Here is a 13,961-nt window from a genome sequence, read left to right on the forward strand (position 1 = left end):
CTCCCACCTTCACCCGCGTGGCCTGGTCCACGGGCACCTGCACGGACAGCTCCAGGGCGCGGCTCTGGTCCACGAGGGTGAGCGCCGTCTGCGGCGTCACGTAGTCGCCCAGCTTCACGGGGATGTCGCCCACGACGCCGTCGAAGGGGGCGCTCACGTTGAAGAAGCCCAGCTGCACCTGCTGGTTCTGGATTTGCGCCTCCGCGGCCTGGGCCTGGGCCTCGGATTGCGCCGCCTGGGCCACGGCCTGTTCGTAGTCCTGGCGGCTGACGAGCCCTTCCTTGAGGAGCTGCGCGCTGCGCTCGCGCGTCTTGCGCGCGAACTCGCGGTTGGCGACGGCGGAGGCCTTCTGGGCCTGGGTGGCGCGCAGGGAGGCCTGCTCCTGGCGTGGATCCACGACGAGCAGCACCTGACCGGCCTTCACCTGCTGGCCGGGGCGGACGGAGATCTTCTGGATGTATCCGGCGACCTGCGGGACGACGGTGATGCTGCTGCGGGAGATGAGGGTGCCCACGTATTCGCGGGTGTCGCGCACCGGGCCGGGCTTCACCGCCATCACCTGCACGGGCGTGGGCTTGCCGCCGCCCTGGCGCTGCTGGCCGCCCTGGGGGCCGCCTCCGGGCGCGGCCTGGCCGGGGCCCTTGTCGCCGCTGCACCCGCCCGCCGCCAGTGCGAGGACGAGCCCCCACGCGCCCCAACCGCCCCTCACCAATCGCATGCTGCCTCCGACAGGAATGCATCCACCTGGGCCTGGCGGAACTGGAAGTCGCGGATGACGAGCTCCAGTTCGGCCTGCCGCAGGGCCCCGGCCGCGTCCACCAGCTCGAGGCTCGTTCCGGTGCCCACCTCGAAGCTGCGGCGGGTGAGCCGGTCATTCTCTTCCGCGAGCTTCCGCTCGCGGTCCGCCAGGTCGCGCGTCGCCTGGGTCACCTGCACGGCGCGCTTCGCCTGGGTGACCTCGATGACGACGTTGCGCTCCCGGTTGGTGTAGTCCGCGCGGGCCTGCTCCAGCTGGCCGCGGGCCTGGCGCAGGCGGCCCTCGCGCGCGCCGCCGTCCCAGAAGGGCAGCACCAGGCTGGCGCCGACGTTCCAGATGGGGACTTCGGCGAAGCCCGGGTTGACGGTGAGCGCGGTGGTGGTGCTGGTGAGGTCCAGGGTGGGCGCGTACTGGCGATACACCTCGCCGATGGCGCGCTCGGCCACCACCTGGCGCGACTTCGCGGCGGCGATGTCCGGGCGGTTCTCCAGCGACTCCAGCGTGCGGCAGGCGGCCTTCGCGCCCTCGAAGAGCGTGGTCAGTTCGAGTCCCGGCTTGATGCCCACGGCGGACGGGGTGCCCAGGGCGAGGCCGAGGGCCTCGCGGGCCTGGCGCAGGTTCTCGTCGCCGGTGACGACGTTGCGGCGGGCGGCCTGGGCGTCCTGCTCCACGCGGACGACGTCCAGGCGGGTGCCGGCGCCCAGCTCGAAGCGGCGCTGCGCGAGGGCCAGCCGCTCCAGCGCGGTGCGCAGGTTGACGCGGTTGACCTCCGCCAGGCGCTCGTTGGAGGACACGGAGACGAGCGCCTGCGCGAGGCCCCGGGTGAGCTGCCGGCGCGTCTCCGCGAGCGACAGGTTGGCGGTGCGGCGCGACTCCTTGGCGCTGCCCAGGGCGTAGAGGCTGGCCAGGTCCACGACAGGCACGTTCGCGGTGAGCACGCCGATACCCAGGAGTTCCGTGGGCGTGAAGCCCCCGGCGCCGCTGACGCCACCGCCGATGCCGCCGCCCACGCCACCGCCGACAGCGGGGATGTTCGGGTTGAGGACGTTGTATTGGACGGACAGGGTGCCGCCGACGGAGGGCAGCAGGTTGGCGAGCGCGATGCGCCACGTGCCCGCGGCGACCTCGACCTGTCCCAGGACGGCCTGGAGGTCGGTGGAGCGCTGGCGCAGGAGCGTGAGCGCTTCGTTCCAGGACTGGATCTCCTGGGGCGCGGCGGGCGCGGGAGTGAGCAGCGGATCCGACACGTTCGCCTGGAATGGGGGTGGCACTTCGGGGACGTCGTCCGGGTTCTGGGATGCGGGCGTGCTGGCGCGGCCGGGCCGGGGCGGCGCGGGAGCGGGAGCGGGAGCGCGGGGGGCGTTCGGCGCGGGAGCGGCGGGAGGCTGCGTGGGCGCGGCCGGTGGCGCCACGGAAGGCGTGGGCGGCGGAGGCGCGGGTGGAGCGCGCTGTGGCGGCGCGGTGTATTGCGCGAGGACGGGACGGAGGGGTCCGGAGCCGTGCGGCGCTGGCGCCTCGCCGGGGATTCCGGCGGGAACCAGCAGGGCTGCGAACACGAGCGCGTTCATAAGGGATGCTCCCCAGGTAGGGGCGAAGCCAGCCCCCGGCCACGGTTCGCGCCCCCCGGCGCTCCAGTGGACAACACAGCAGGGCGAGGAAGTGCTCAGCAGGCGATGCATGGACCTCGAGTCGGCGCTGGAGGTCCGGGGTTGCCCTTACGGACGCAAGGGCAGGGAAGGGGGAGGGGCTCGTGGAGACATGGCGCGTCCTGACGCTGGCTGGGGAAGAGCCAACGTGCGTCGCGAGCGCCGGGCAGGCGTCTGTCTTCAAGGGAGGGCGCGCGTTCAGCACGCCACGGGTGTCATGACGGTCGGGTCAGGGGCAGTGGCACGCTCCAGTGGAGCGAGCATTTGATTTGGTGGTATTACATGTTGATGCCAATTCTCAGGACCTTGTTCCTGTGTGCGGCTGCGACAGGGCTCTGGTTCGTGTCCTGCGCGGGGGCCAGCCCTGTTCCAGTCGAGGATCGCGACTACGGACTCATGAATGGTGCCGTATGGGTGCGAGGCCCCTGGGATGCCATCCGACCCTCCGCTGACATCGATGCGGTCATCGATCAGCTCTGCCCCGCCGTCATGGAGCTACCGCGCGCCCAGGGGCGTGAGTATGGACAGGAATACTGCGGGGTCCTCTACTCCGTGGGAGATGGTGCCTACTCGGCGAGCATGCCATCTCCGCTTGGACCTCTCCTGAAGGCCACTCCTGAGCAACAGAAGAGCTGCAAGCAGCCGAACTTCGTTCGGGACTCACGAGGCGCGGTGAAAATCCAGGCGGACTACCATAGCCACCCCTGGGCCAACTCGCGCATGTCCAGGCCTGACCGAGCAGAGGCACGTCAGAGATATTCCATCCGGCTCCAGTTTGACACGGCATGCCGGGTGATGAAGCTGGTCCCGTACATCGGTGAAGCCAGACCTGGAGAAGTCTATGAACGGCGCGGGAAGCGCTGGGCGCTCATCGGTATCGTCAAGCCAGAGCACAAGGCCACGGGTCTGATGACCGCCGTTACGGAGTAACACCCACGCCCATGCATCTCTCAAAACCAGCGAAGTCAGGATGGCTCCTGGCCCTGTTCCTGCTCCCCGCGTGTGCGCTCTTTCAACGCACTTCGCGTCCTCCTCATGCACCGCCGGAAGAGGCGGCTCGCGTCCAGTTCCCACTGGACCTCCCCGAAGATGCGCAGACGCTCGCGGGCGGCATGGTGACCGCCATGCAACTGGCGCTGGATGATTTCCGGCCCCTGGATTTGAAGCCCCACGAAGGGGCCACGGAGGAGGAGCACTGTCTCTATCAGCGCGAGTCCTATGACGTCAGCGCGGCACCTGGCCCGGAGGGCGTGACCTTCGTGCAGATCACGCTCAAGCCCCAACTCTGTGAGAAGCAGGGAGCCATCATGGACATGGGGGCGACCTATGCCGTGGACGTGAAGGGACGGCGCATCCTCGCCGTGCAGCACTGAGGCCGTTCAGGGGCGGCTGGGTGGGTCCCCGCTATTCGTAGGACCTGCCCGCGCACCCGGCTCCGCGCCGTCCTCGCTCCGCGCCTGGATGAAGCGCAGGAACGACGCCTCGTCCGTGACCTCTTCCAGGAGTTGGTGCAGGTCATGGGCCATGGTGCACTCCGGTCCCCGCATCCGGGCCAGGCGTCTGGATGAATGGCAAGGGCACGGAGCCATCGGGTGGATCGAAGGACCGGCCGACCTCCGACGTGGGAACCAGGATGCCGGGCCCTGCATCCGTGGGCTCCAGCGACTCATCCGGCTCACCATCCCGAACGCGGCGGAGGATCCGGCCATCGCTTCCGACCGCGTACTGCGCGCCTGAGTGCAGCGCGGGGACAGTCAACCCACAGGCCCGGGGATCCTCATCGATCCGGACGAAGATGACCCCTGGCCGCTGAATGACCCTGTACCGGTGTGACTCGCGCCGGTCGACGCACGGGGTGTTGGCACCTTGTGGGCCCAGGAAGTCGGCGGCGGCGACGTCGAGCGCATGCAGGACGGTGCCGCTCAGTTCGACAGCGCCTCCCTCCGCGCTCGCTTCCACGGCAGGCTGCTCAAAGAACCGTGGGAACTCGATGGACGCGTCATTCGTCCACGCATCACGCGTGGGCATGGACCGCAGGCAACCCACCACGAGCAGCGTCGCTGGCAACGCGCGCCATGTCGCGCTCCAGCGCATCCTCACCGCGGCAACATGCCCAGCCGCTGCTTTGCGGACCTGTTCTGCGGATCGAACCGGAGCGCTTCCTCCAGCCGCTCGCGGCCCTTCGCCGCGTTGCCCTGCACCGCGTAGAGGTCCGCCAGCCGCACCAGCACCTCCGCGTTGTAGGGCTGCAGGTCCAGCGCCTGCTCGAATTCGCGCGTCGCCGTGGCCACGTCCCTGCGGCGCATGGCCAGCTGCCCCAGCATCACGTGCGGCTGCACCAGCCCTCGCGTCTCCGGCTCCGTCGCCAGCGCCTGCAACGCCGGCATCCCCCTCGCGTCCCCGAACGCCGCCAGCGTCAACGCCGCGCCCTGCCGCACCCACAGCGAGCCGTCCTTGAGCAGCGCCGCCAGGTCGTCCGTCGCCTCGCGCGCGTTCGCCGCGCCCAACCCGTCGATGATGTCCGAGCGCAGCGTGCTGTCCGTCGTCCCCTTCAGCGCCGCCCGCAGCGCCGGCACCGCGTCGTGCTTGAACCGGCGCGCCAGGAGCTTCGCCGCCGCGCCCCGCAGCGTGCCCGCCTCCGCCGTGTCCGCCAGCACCGCCTCCAGCGCCCCACGGCTCTGCGCCGCCGTCTTCTCGTCGAACGCGTCCGCCAGCCGCAGCCGCCGCTGCTGCCGCGCCTCCGCCTTTGGCCACCACTTCACCAGCGCCGTCTGCATCGCGTCCGGCGTCTGCTTCGCGTGACAGGTGTTGCACGCGTTGGGGATGTCGTGGCGCGCCGTGTTTTGCGGCGCCGGCACGTCCAGCGCGTGGTCCGCGAAGTGGTCCAGCACGCCCGACACCACCGGCGGCATGTGGCACGCCAGGCAGTCCTGCGCCGCCGCGGCCTTGTGGTGCGTGTGCTGCTCGCCCTGCGCCACCACCTCTGTGTGACAGCCCTGGCACGTGGACGCGTTCACCGACGTGCGCGCCGCCACCGGCTTCTGCTTGCGCACCTCGTTGGGCGCGCTCGCGTCGTGCGGCGCCGTGTGGCACGTCAGGCACGTGGCCCCGCCCTTCAGGTGGCACTGGGACTGGAGGAGCGCTTGGTACTCGAAGCTGGAGGTGCTGGGCCGCCCGTCCGCGAAGAAGTCCCCGGAGCGGTCGTTGCCCACCAGCAGCACCATGGGCTGATAGCTCGCGTCGTAGCGCTGGCCGGGCAGGAAGTGGTGCTTCGCGTCCAGCATGGGGAACAGCGTGCGGCGCGGCCCGTGGCACTGCGCGCACACCGCGAAGCCCTCCTCCTTCGACAGCTTCGCCGGCTGGATGATGTCCTCTGGCAGCTGCGACTCCGCGTGCCGCCCGCCGGGCCCGTGGCAGGACTCGCACGCGACGCCCGCGTCCGCGAACTTCGTCTCCCACTGGTGGCTCGCCCGGTCATAGCGCGCGTCCAGCCCCGTCACGTGGCAGTCCAGGCACGCGTGCTGCGCGCTGCGGCGGAAGTTCGTCCAGAAGAACGGGTGGTCCGGCGACAGCGCCCCCTGCTTCTTCTCCGAGTAGTCCACCCACTCGCCCTTGCCCGTCACGTGGAAGTACACCGGCATCACCTGCCAGCGGCCGTCCGGCAACAGCGTGATGGGGTCCTGCATCCGCTTGCCGCCCACCACCCACTGCACCGGCCACTCGCCCAGGTTCCCGTCCGCGCCCTTGGTGCGCATCAGGTACTGGCTCCCGTCGCGGCGCATCCACGCCTCGCTGGACTCGCCCTTGAAGTGCGTGCCCGCCGCGAACGTGCCCACCACGTACGGCTTCGTCGCAGGCGACAGCGCCCGCGAGTGCCAGTCGTGCTTCCAGCCCGTGTGCTGCTCCTCGTGGCAGTCCGCGCACACCTGCGAGCCCACGAAAGGGTTCGGCTTCGAGGGCGGCGCCTCCACCGTCTTCACCGGCACGGCCGCGGCCACACGGCCCGCGTCCACGGGCGCTGCCGGAGCCTGGGCCACCGGCGGAGACACCGCGGGCGTGGGCGCGGACGAAGGGCGCAGGAGGAAGAACAGGCCCGCCGCGAGGACCACCACCGCGAGGGCGACAAGGACAGGGCGAGAGGAGCGCATCCGGAAGGTGCCGCCCATGCTCCTCCCAAGCGCCAGGCCGCACAAGCGGCGCTCCGCGCAAGCCCGCCTCCTCCAGTGGACAATGACCTCCCAGGGAGGGCTGCGGTCCTGGCGAGCCCTGGATTAGGGTCTCCCTCCAAGCCAAGGGAGGCCATGCCCATGCCCATGCGGTCCGTGAATGGAACCCGGCTGTACTACGAGGACACGGGGGGTTCTGGAGACGTGGTCCTCTTCAGCCACGGGCTCCTCTGGAGCACCCGGCTGTTCGACCCGCAGGTGGAGGCCCTGCGCGGCCGCTTCCGCTGCATCGCGTACGACCACCGGGGGCAGGGCCAGAGCGACGTGCCGCCCGAGTCCGCCATCGACGTGGAGACGGTGTACGCGGACGCGGTGGCGCTCATCGAGTCGCTGGGCGTGGCCCCCGTCCACTTCGTGGGCCTGTCCATGGGCGGCTTCGTGGGCATGCGGCTCGCGGCGCGCCGGCCGGACCTGCTGCGCTCGCTGGTGCTCCTGGAGACGTCCGCGGACCCCGAGCCCCTTGTCAACGTGCCGCGCTACACCGCGCTCAACCTCATCGCCCGCTACGTGGGCCTGGGCCCCGTCGCCACGCCGGTGATGCGCATCATGTTCGGCACGTCGTTCCTCACCGACCCGGGCCGCGCCGAGGAGCGGGCGCTGTGGCGGACGCGCCTGACGGGCAACCGCCGCGACATCTACCGCGCCGTCAACGGCGTCATCCAACGCAAGCCCATCGCGGAGGAGCTGCCGCGCATCCGCACGCCCACGCTCGTCATCGTGGGGGAAGAGGACCGCGCGACCGTGCCCGCCAAATCGGAGCGCATCCACTCGCTCATTCCCGGCTCCCAGCTGGTGCGCCTGTCGCGCGGAGGCCATTCGTCCTCCGTGGAGGAGCCGGCGCTCGTCAACGCGGAGCTCGCCCCCTTCCTCACCCAGCACGCGTCCAAACAGGCCGCGCAAGTGGGCTGAGGCGCCGTTAGCGAAGTCCCCAGGAGGGTTCCCCATGCCAGTCGCGAAATGGAACGGCACGGTGCTCGCGAAGAGCGACACCTACGAGACCGTGGAGGGCAACATCTACTTCCCGCCGGACAGCCTGGTGCGCGAGCACTTCAAGCCCAGCGCCACGCACACCACCTGCCCCTGGAAGGGCGAGGCCAGCTACTACTCCGTGGAGGTGGACGGGAAGACGAACGCCGACGCGGCCTGGTTCTATCCGGAGCCCAAGCCGGCCGCGTCCAACATCCAGGGCTATGTGGCCTTCTGGAAGGGTGTGACGGTGGAGCGCTGAAGTCAGCGGCCGATGAGGTACTTGCCCCAGCGCAGGCTGTTGCGCAGTTGGGTGACGATGAAGGCAGGCACCCACTGGAGCAGGTTCGCCTCCGGCTTCACGTCGTAGCCGTTCCACAGGTCATCGTCGATGCGGTTGGGGTCCAGCGTCGTGGGGTAGGGCGCGGGCATGCCGCCGAAGCACTCCCCTTGCGAGAAGAAGAGGTCCCACAGCGTGGCGGCCTCCGCGTGGTCGTCCGGGATGAGGCGCGTGTCCACGCCCAGCAGCGAGCCCAGCAGCTTCCAGAAGAAGTACCAGCGCTGCTCGTTGTACTCGTAGCCCTTGTCCACCCACGCCTGCGCGACGACGTACGCGAACGTCAGCAGCGTGAACGCGACCCCGCTCTGGTTGTAGCAATGCTTCCGCCCCGTATTGAGGGACTTGTAGTGACCCAGCGCGGAGTTGTGCATCTGCGCCAGCAGCAGCGTGGTGGACAGGGTGCGCGTGCTGTAGAGGCTGCCCCAGCCCATGTTCATGTTGCCGTAGAGGATGCGCAGCATGATCTGCGCCGTCTCGATGACCCGGCGGGACACGATGGTCTTGAGCTTGCTGTGGGGGCGCTGCTCGAACAGCGACGACACGTCCTTGTGGTAGTACGTGGCCCGGAAGGACACGCCCGCCAGCTGGTTCACGGACGCGCCCTGGAAGAAGACGTAGAAGGCCTCGTCGCGCGCGGCCTCGAAGTCTCGCAGGAACTGCGCGGAAGAGCCCACGCCCGTCACCGCCTGCGTGGCCACCGAGTGCGTCGTCCCGTAGAGCACCTTCGCGATGCGGTGGTCGCTGTACGTGTTGCCCCAGTAGCCCTCGATGGCGGAGAAGGCCTTCAGCGCGGGCCGCCACGCGGTGCCGTTCACGCCGGGCGTCTCGCGGATGTGCTTCTTCCAGTGCTGCCGCAGCTCCTCCATGAACTCCGGCTCCGCGGCGCTCATGATGCCGTACAGGCTGTTGGCCGCGGTGAGCGGGTCGCCCAGGATGGCGGTCAGGTTCTGGCCACGGAAGGTGAAGGGCATGGGCGGGCGCTCCGGTGGATGGCGTTCCGGCGCAGTGTAGAGAACTGTTAAGCCTGTAACAAACCGCCCGTCCTGGAAAACCCGTCACGTAGGGGATGTGACGGGGCGGGGTGGACTGGACTTTCCGGGCGGCCGCGAGCGGCGATGCTGGGGCTTTTCGCGGGGCGTGTCCCTGAGTGGAGGAGCGGAGCCTTGGCGACGGTGTCCCTGCAGGACGTGCGCAAGGTGTACCGGGGGGGCGTGGCGGCGGTGAAGGGCGTGACGCTGGACATCGCGGACGGCGAGTTCGTGTCGCTGGTGGGCCCGTCCGGCTGCGGCAAGTCCACGACGTTGAACCTCATCGCCGGGCTGGAGGAGCTGTCCGGCGGCGAGCTGAGAATCGACGGGCAGTTGGTGAACGACCTGTCCCCGCGCGAGCGCGACATCGCGATGGTGTTCCAGAGCTACGCGCTCTACCCGCACCTGGACGTGGCGGGGAACCTGGCGTTCCCGCTGAAGGTGGCGGGGATGGACGCGAAGGACGTCGAGGCGCGCGTGCGCGAGGTGTCCGGCGTGCTGGGGCTGGAGGCGCTCTTGTCGCGCCGGCCCAAGGAGCTGTCGGGCGGACAGCGGCAGCGCGTGGCGCTGGGGCGCGCGCTGGTGCGCAGGCCCAAGGTGTTCCTCTTCGACGAGCCCCTGTCCAACCTGGACGCGGCGCTGCGCACGCAGATGCGCGGCGAAATCAAGAAGCTGCACGAACAGCTGAAGGCCACGTTCATCTACGTCACGCATGACCAGGCGGAGGCGATGACGCTGTCGGACCGCGTGGTGGTGATGAGCCAGGGCGAGGTGCAGCAGGTGGCCCCGCCGCGCGAGCTGTACGACGCGCCAGCGAACCTCTTCGTGGCGGGCTTCTTCGGCTCGCCGCGCATCAACCTGGTGAAGCCGGAGACGCTGGGCCTGTCCGGCGGTGACGCGGTGCTGGGTCTGCGGCCGGAGCACCTCCAGGTGGGGCAGGGGCCTACGCCGGAGGACGCGCGCGAGGGGCGCGTGTACCTGGTGGAGCCCATGGGCGCGGAGGTCTGGGTGACGGTGGAGATGGGCGGCGAGCGCCTGGTGGCGCGGGCGCCCGGGGACTTCCGCGCCGCGAGCGGAGACACGGTGTGGCTGCGCCATGACGCTCGGTACCTGCGCCGGTTCGACGCGAGGACGGGGCGCGCGGTGTGAGTCAGGGGCGCAGCCGCAGCGAGGCTTCCGCCAGGATGCCGCTGGCCTCGCGCGCGACACGCGCATGGCGCGTCATCAGGGCATCCTGGGACTCGCGAGGCTGTGCCTCGAACAGGTCCCAGAGGTGCTGCTCCTCAATCACAGGGACGCGATACCCCAGCTCCTCTCCATAGCGCCGCAACCGCTCCAGGGTGGCGAGCAGGTACTTCCAGTTGGCCAGCGGGCGCAGCAGCAGCACCTCGCGGCGCTGGACGGACTCCGCCGCCAGGGGATGGACGTGCCCCCGCCAATGGCCTTCCGCGTACTCCACGCCGATGGCGGAGAGGCCCAGGTCGAATCGGGAGAGGCGCTCTTCCAGGATCGCTGGCGTGCAGTCGTAGGCCACTTCGAGCCGCCGGCCCGAGAGCTGGAACGACGTCTGGAAGGGAGGGTTGTCCTCCCGCAATAGGGCCCCCTGGGCCTCCAGATGAACGAGGAGCATCTGCCGATCCAGGATGCTCGCCGGCCAGAGGTCCAGGTCATGCGGGGGACGCCCATGGAGCAGGGTCTTGAACGCGCCTCCGGCCAGGAAGAATCGGCCCGGGAACTCGCGGCAGAGAGGAACGAGCTGCTCCCGGGCGAAGGCAATGACAGATTCGGGCGAGGGCCTCATGCCGGCCCTGGAAGGCGTGCACGCAACTCGCGCACGGTGACGCCCTGCTCGTCGATGACCTGGAGCGCGCCGTCCAACGTCTCCACGCGGGCCTGCCCGTTGTAGAAGGGCTCCACGAAGGCGAAGCGCAGGGGGTAGAGCGCGTCTCCCGCCGCGTCGACGTGATGCCAGCCGCCTGCGTCCCGCGCACGCGCGAAGCCCTTGTGGAAGACATCCAGGTCCAGGAACCGGCGCGCATTCAAGGGGTGCCCCTGCTTGTCGATGTGCAGGTGGAGGCCCGAGGCCTCCTGCACCACCGCGGAGCCGTCCCGGAAGTCTCCCGCGTAGGCGTACCGCTCGTCGTAGACCGGCTCACCCTGACCATCGATGTGGAAGTACCGGCCGTCCTTCGACCGGACCGGACAGCGCCCGTCCTGGAAGTTGCCGCACCACGCGTGGCGCCCCGACGTGAGCTCCTGCCCATCCACGCGCAGGTGAAACGCCCCTGCCGCATCCACCACGGCCGCGAGCCCTTCATAGAACCCAAACGTCCGGATGAAGCGGCGAGAAGAGAGCGCGTTGCCCTTCAGGTCGATGTGGAACGCGCCCGAGGCGTCCCGTACGGCCGCGAGCCCCGGTTCGTGAAACGAGAGGACCTCGGTGAAGCGCGCGGCATAGAGCGGCTTGCCGTCCAGGAGATGATGGGTCCTGTCAGGCGCGACTCGCGTATTCGACCCGGGTTTCAAGCGGACTCCTTCACCGGCTGACGCATGTTGCAGCCACGGCACAGGGGATGGTCCTGATAAGTGGTCAGCAGCCGTTGATAGGCCGGGCCCGTCCACACGTCCTGGATGCCCACCTCGTTCAGGTTGCCCATGTTCCCGAGCGTCCTGCGTTCCTTGTCGGGAGCGCAGCAGGGGTCGAAGCGGCCCACGGCGCTCACCCAGGCCTCCTTCCCCAGGAAGGGACAGCGCGCCCCGGGCGCGAGATCCGTGACGGCCTCCGCTCCCAGGGGATGGATGTTCTCCAGCAGCACCTTGCTCCCATCCGGCCGGCGGCACTCCTCCGCGACAGCATGGGCTTGCCGGGCGGCCTCGTTCCAGCGCCGGATGGCGGATGCGTCGCGCCTCATGGACAGGGGCTGGATGGCGGCGAAGTGGGCCCAGAGGTGATGCCCCTTCACCCGGTCCACGCCCAGGTCCGCCGCGAGCCGCACGATGTCCGCCAGCTCCCCCACGTTCGACTCCAGGAAGGTGAGCTGGAGCGTGACCCGGCAGCGATGGCCGCCCTCGCGCGCATGCGCATCCCGCTCGGCCACGAACTGGCGGAGGTTCTCCAGGACCTGCTCCCAGCGCGTCCCTGGCATCACCGATTCATGGGTCTGCTTCGTGGCCCCGTTCCACGACACCTTCACGTCGGAGGTGATGGGGACCAGCCGGCGCGCCCACGCGCGGGCTCCTCGCCTGGGAAACGTCCCGTTGGTGGTGAGGTTCAGCCACACCCCGTGCGCCATGCACAGGTCGATGATGTCGTCGAAGTGGGGATAGAGCAGCGGCTCGCCCATGGTGGACGGAATCACCTCCCGGAGGGGCGTGCCGTCGCTGTCCTCCATGACCCTGCGCAGCAGCTCCAGGGGCATGCGGCGCTTGGGCTGGCCGGCCTCCCTGCGCAGCCGCTGGGTATCGCTGTGGGGCGAGTGGTCCTCGCACATGATGCAGTGCAGGTTGCAGTCGTCAGGGTTGGTGTCGAAGGTGATGCGCCAGGGACCGGGCCGGGTGGGGGTACGCCGGGCACGGTGCTCCCGGATGGCGCGTGCATAGAGTGCCTCCACGGCCTCCACGTGGGCCTGCATCCCCTGCACGTCGCCCCCTTCTCCGAAGAGGTGCCCGCGACCGCCCAGCCGCACCGCGAGGTCCGGCGCATCCACGAGTTGTTGCATGGCCCGGGCAAGCGACCCGGGGTCGCGGTGGGTGAAGAGCAGGCCGTTCTCTCCATCGCGGACGTACTCGCGCATCCCTCCCGCGTCCGCGGTGATGACAGGCACCCGCGCCTGGAGCGCCTCGTGGATGACCAGCGGAGAGTTCTCCACCCAGATGGAGGGCACGACGATGGCGTCCACGTGGTTGAAGACATCCCTTACGATGTCCGCGTTGCGGTACTCGGGAAGCCACTCCACGCGCGTGCTGGCATCTCCCGGGAGGGCTCGGGCCAGGGCCTTGAGCGTCTCCGTGTGTTCGCCGCGAGGCCGTCCCCAGATCTTCAGCCGCGCCTTGCCGCGCACCTGACCGAAGGCCTGGATGAGGTGATGGATGCCCTTGGCCGGGATGTGGGTGCCGATGTAGCCGAAGACGACGTCGGGCCCGGGCGTTCGCTGCCGGTGGCGCAGGCGCTCCAGGTCGAAGCCGTAATCCAGATACACCGACTTGTTGGCGGGCAGCCCGAAGTCCCGCTGGAACCGCTCCAGCAGGTAGCGCGAGGGCGCGATGAAGAGGTCCACGTGCTCCATCATCCGGCGCACATGCTCCATCCGGTCGTGCACCCACTGACTCCAGTGCGCGACGTCCTGCTCCCGCGTTTCGGGGGCACCAGAGAAGTAGCGCGCGTAGCAGCGCTCCGCGCACTTCCGGTCCTCCTGGCCTGAGCACGCGGACCAGGGCTCGTTCCCGGGAGCCGGATGCATCTGCATGAACTGCCCACGGGGACACATGAGCCAGTAGTCGTGCAGCGTGAAGACGATGGGGATGCCACGGGCCGCGCCCACCTCCAGCAGGGACGTGGACAGGTGGTTCAGATGACCCACGTGGATGACGTGGGGACGGAAGCCGCCCAGCACCTCCGCGAAGCGTTGATCCACCCCTTCATGCCGGTAGCGGTCACGGCTGTTGGGGAGGTTGACCAGGTGGAGCAGGACGCGCGGGTCGTCCGGATCGCGCTCCTGCGTCAGATCGTAGTCCGGGAGGAACGGGTCCTCGCGGCGGGTGAAGACCTGGACCTCGTGCCGGCTCGACAGGCCTTGTGAAAGTGCCTGGGTATACACCTCCGAGCCCGCGTTGAAGCGCATGGGGTAGCCATGGATGACCTGGAGGACCCGCATGAGTGGGGGCTGCTTCGAAGACCTGCTCATGGCAACTCCAGTGATGGATTTGCCGGCGGTGCATCGGGGTCATGCCGGATTCAACGGCCGACAAGGCCTCCGTCCAGACGGACGGCCACGGACC

The 13,961-nt window shown here is 69.6% G+C and carries 12 protein-coding genes; 4 read left to right on the plus strand and 8 right to left on the minus strand.

From position 1 onward, the window contains the following. Positions 1-718 (minus strand): efflux RND transporter periplasmic adaptor subunit (locus D7W82_RS08060; protein WP_120617823.1); only part of this gene is annotated, 718 nt, incomplete at its 3' end. Continuing rightward, complete coding sequence (locus D7W82_RS08065; protein ID WP_120617773.1) at positions 706-2,325, minus strand: TolC family protein; 1,620 nt, start codon at positions 2,323-2,325, stop codon at positions 706-708. The genes D7W82_RS08060 and D7W82_RS08065, both read right to left, overlap by 13 nt. A gap of 1,190 nt (positions 2,326-3,515) precedes the next feature. Here D7W82_RS08065 and D7W82_RS42525 point away from each other — a divergent pair. Continuing rightward, positions 3,516-3,776 carry a hypothetical protein gene (locus tag D7W82_RS42525; RefSeq protein WP_370450954.1) on the plus strand — a complete coding sequence of 87 codons (261 nt, stop codon included), beginning with the start codon at positions 3,516-3,518 and terminating at the stop codon, positions 3,774-3,776. A 6-nt stretch (positions 3,777-3,782) separates the two neighbouring features. On the opposite strand, the gene D7W82_RS40445 is transcribed toward D7W82_RS42525, so the two are convergent. Then, positions 3,783-3,929: a hypothetical protein gene (locus tag D7W82_RS40445; protein WP_158617612.1), complete on the minus strand. Its 147-nt coding sequence runs from the start codon at positions 3,927-3,929 to the stop codon at positions 3,783-3,785. Between the two features lie 570 nt (positions 3,930-4,499). Continuing rightward, entirely contained in the window at positions 4,500-6,569 is a 2,070-nt protein-coding gene (locus D7W82_RS08085; protein WP_120617776.1) for a HEAT repeat domain-containing protein, read from the minus strand. 141 nt (positions 6,570-6,710) lie between these two features. Here D7W82_RS08085 and D7W82_RS08090 point away from each other — a divergent pair, with 141 nt between their 5' ends. Both D7W82_RS08090 and D7W82_RS08095 read left to right on the plus strand, forming a co-directional pair. Next, positions 6,711-7,538 (plus strand): alpha/beta fold hydrolase, encoded by an 828-nt coding sequence (locus tag D7W82_RS08090; protein WP_120617825.1) that lies wholly within the window; start codon positions 6,711-6,713, stop codon positions 7,536-7,538. 34 nt (positions 7,539-7,572) lie between these two features. Then, the gene (locus tag D7W82_RS08095; RefSeq protein WP_120617777.1) at positions 7,573-7,857 is read left to right on the plus strand and encodes a DUF427 domain-containing protein; all 285 of its coding nucleotides are present in this window, start codon (positions 7,573-7,575) and stop codon (positions 7,855-7,857) included. Positions 7,858-7,859: 2 nt separating this feature from the next. Here the strand turns inward: D7W82_RS08095 and D7W82_RS08100 are convergent, their stop codons facing one another. After that, positions 7,860-8,906 (minus strand): oxygenase MpaB family protein, encoded by a 1,047-nt coding sequence (locus D7W82_RS08100; protein WP_120617778.1) that lies wholly within the window; start codon positions 8,904-8,906, stop codon positions 7,860-7,862. A gap of 192 nt (positions 8,907-9,098) precedes the next feature. Here D7W82_RS08100 and D7W82_RS08105 point away from each other — a divergent pair, with 192 nt between their 5' ends. Continuing rightward, positions 9,099-10,112 carry an ABC transporter ATP-binding protein gene (locus D7W82_RS08105; RefSeq protein WP_120617779.1) on the plus strand — a complete coding sequence of 338 codons (1,014 nt, stop codon included), beginning with the start codon at positions 9,099-9,101 and terminating at the stop codon, positions 10,110-10,112. Position 10,113: 1 nt separating this feature from the next. Here the strand turns inward: D7W82_RS08105 and D7W82_RS08110 are convergent, their stop codons facing one another. From D7W82_RS08110 to D7W82_RS08120, 3 genes are read right to left on the minus strand one after another with little or no spacing between them, the layout of a single operon-like run. Then, on the minus strand, positions 10,114-10,764 hold the full coding sequence (locus D7W82_RS08110) for a hypothetical protein (RefSeq protein WP_120617780.1): 651 nt from the start codon (positions 10,762-10,764) through the stop codon (positions 10,114-10,116). Beyond that, positions 10,761-11,489: a WG repeat-containing protein gene (locus D7W82_RS08115; protein ID WP_199727707.1), complete on the minus strand. Its 729-nt coding sequence runs from the start codon at positions 11,487-11,489 to the stop codon at positions 10,761-10,763. The genes D7W82_RS08110 and D7W82_RS08115 overlap by 4 nt, the downstream gene beginning before the upstream one ends. Further along, positions 11,486-13,867 carry a glycosyltransferase gene (locus D7W82_RS08120; protein WP_233587376.1) on the minus strand — a complete coding sequence of 794 codons (2,382 nt, stop codon included), beginning with the start codon at positions 13,865-13,867 and terminating at the stop codon, positions 11,486-11,488. Before D7W82_RS08120 ends, D7W82_RS08115 begins: the two co-directional genes overlap by 4 nt. Positions 13,868-13,961 lie beyond the last annotated feature (94 nt).

Source organism: Corallococcus sp. CA049B (genome assembly GCF_003611685.1).
Classification (GTDB): Bacteria; Myxococcota; Myxococcia; order Myxococcales; family Myxococcaceae; genus Corallococcus; species Corallococcus coralloides.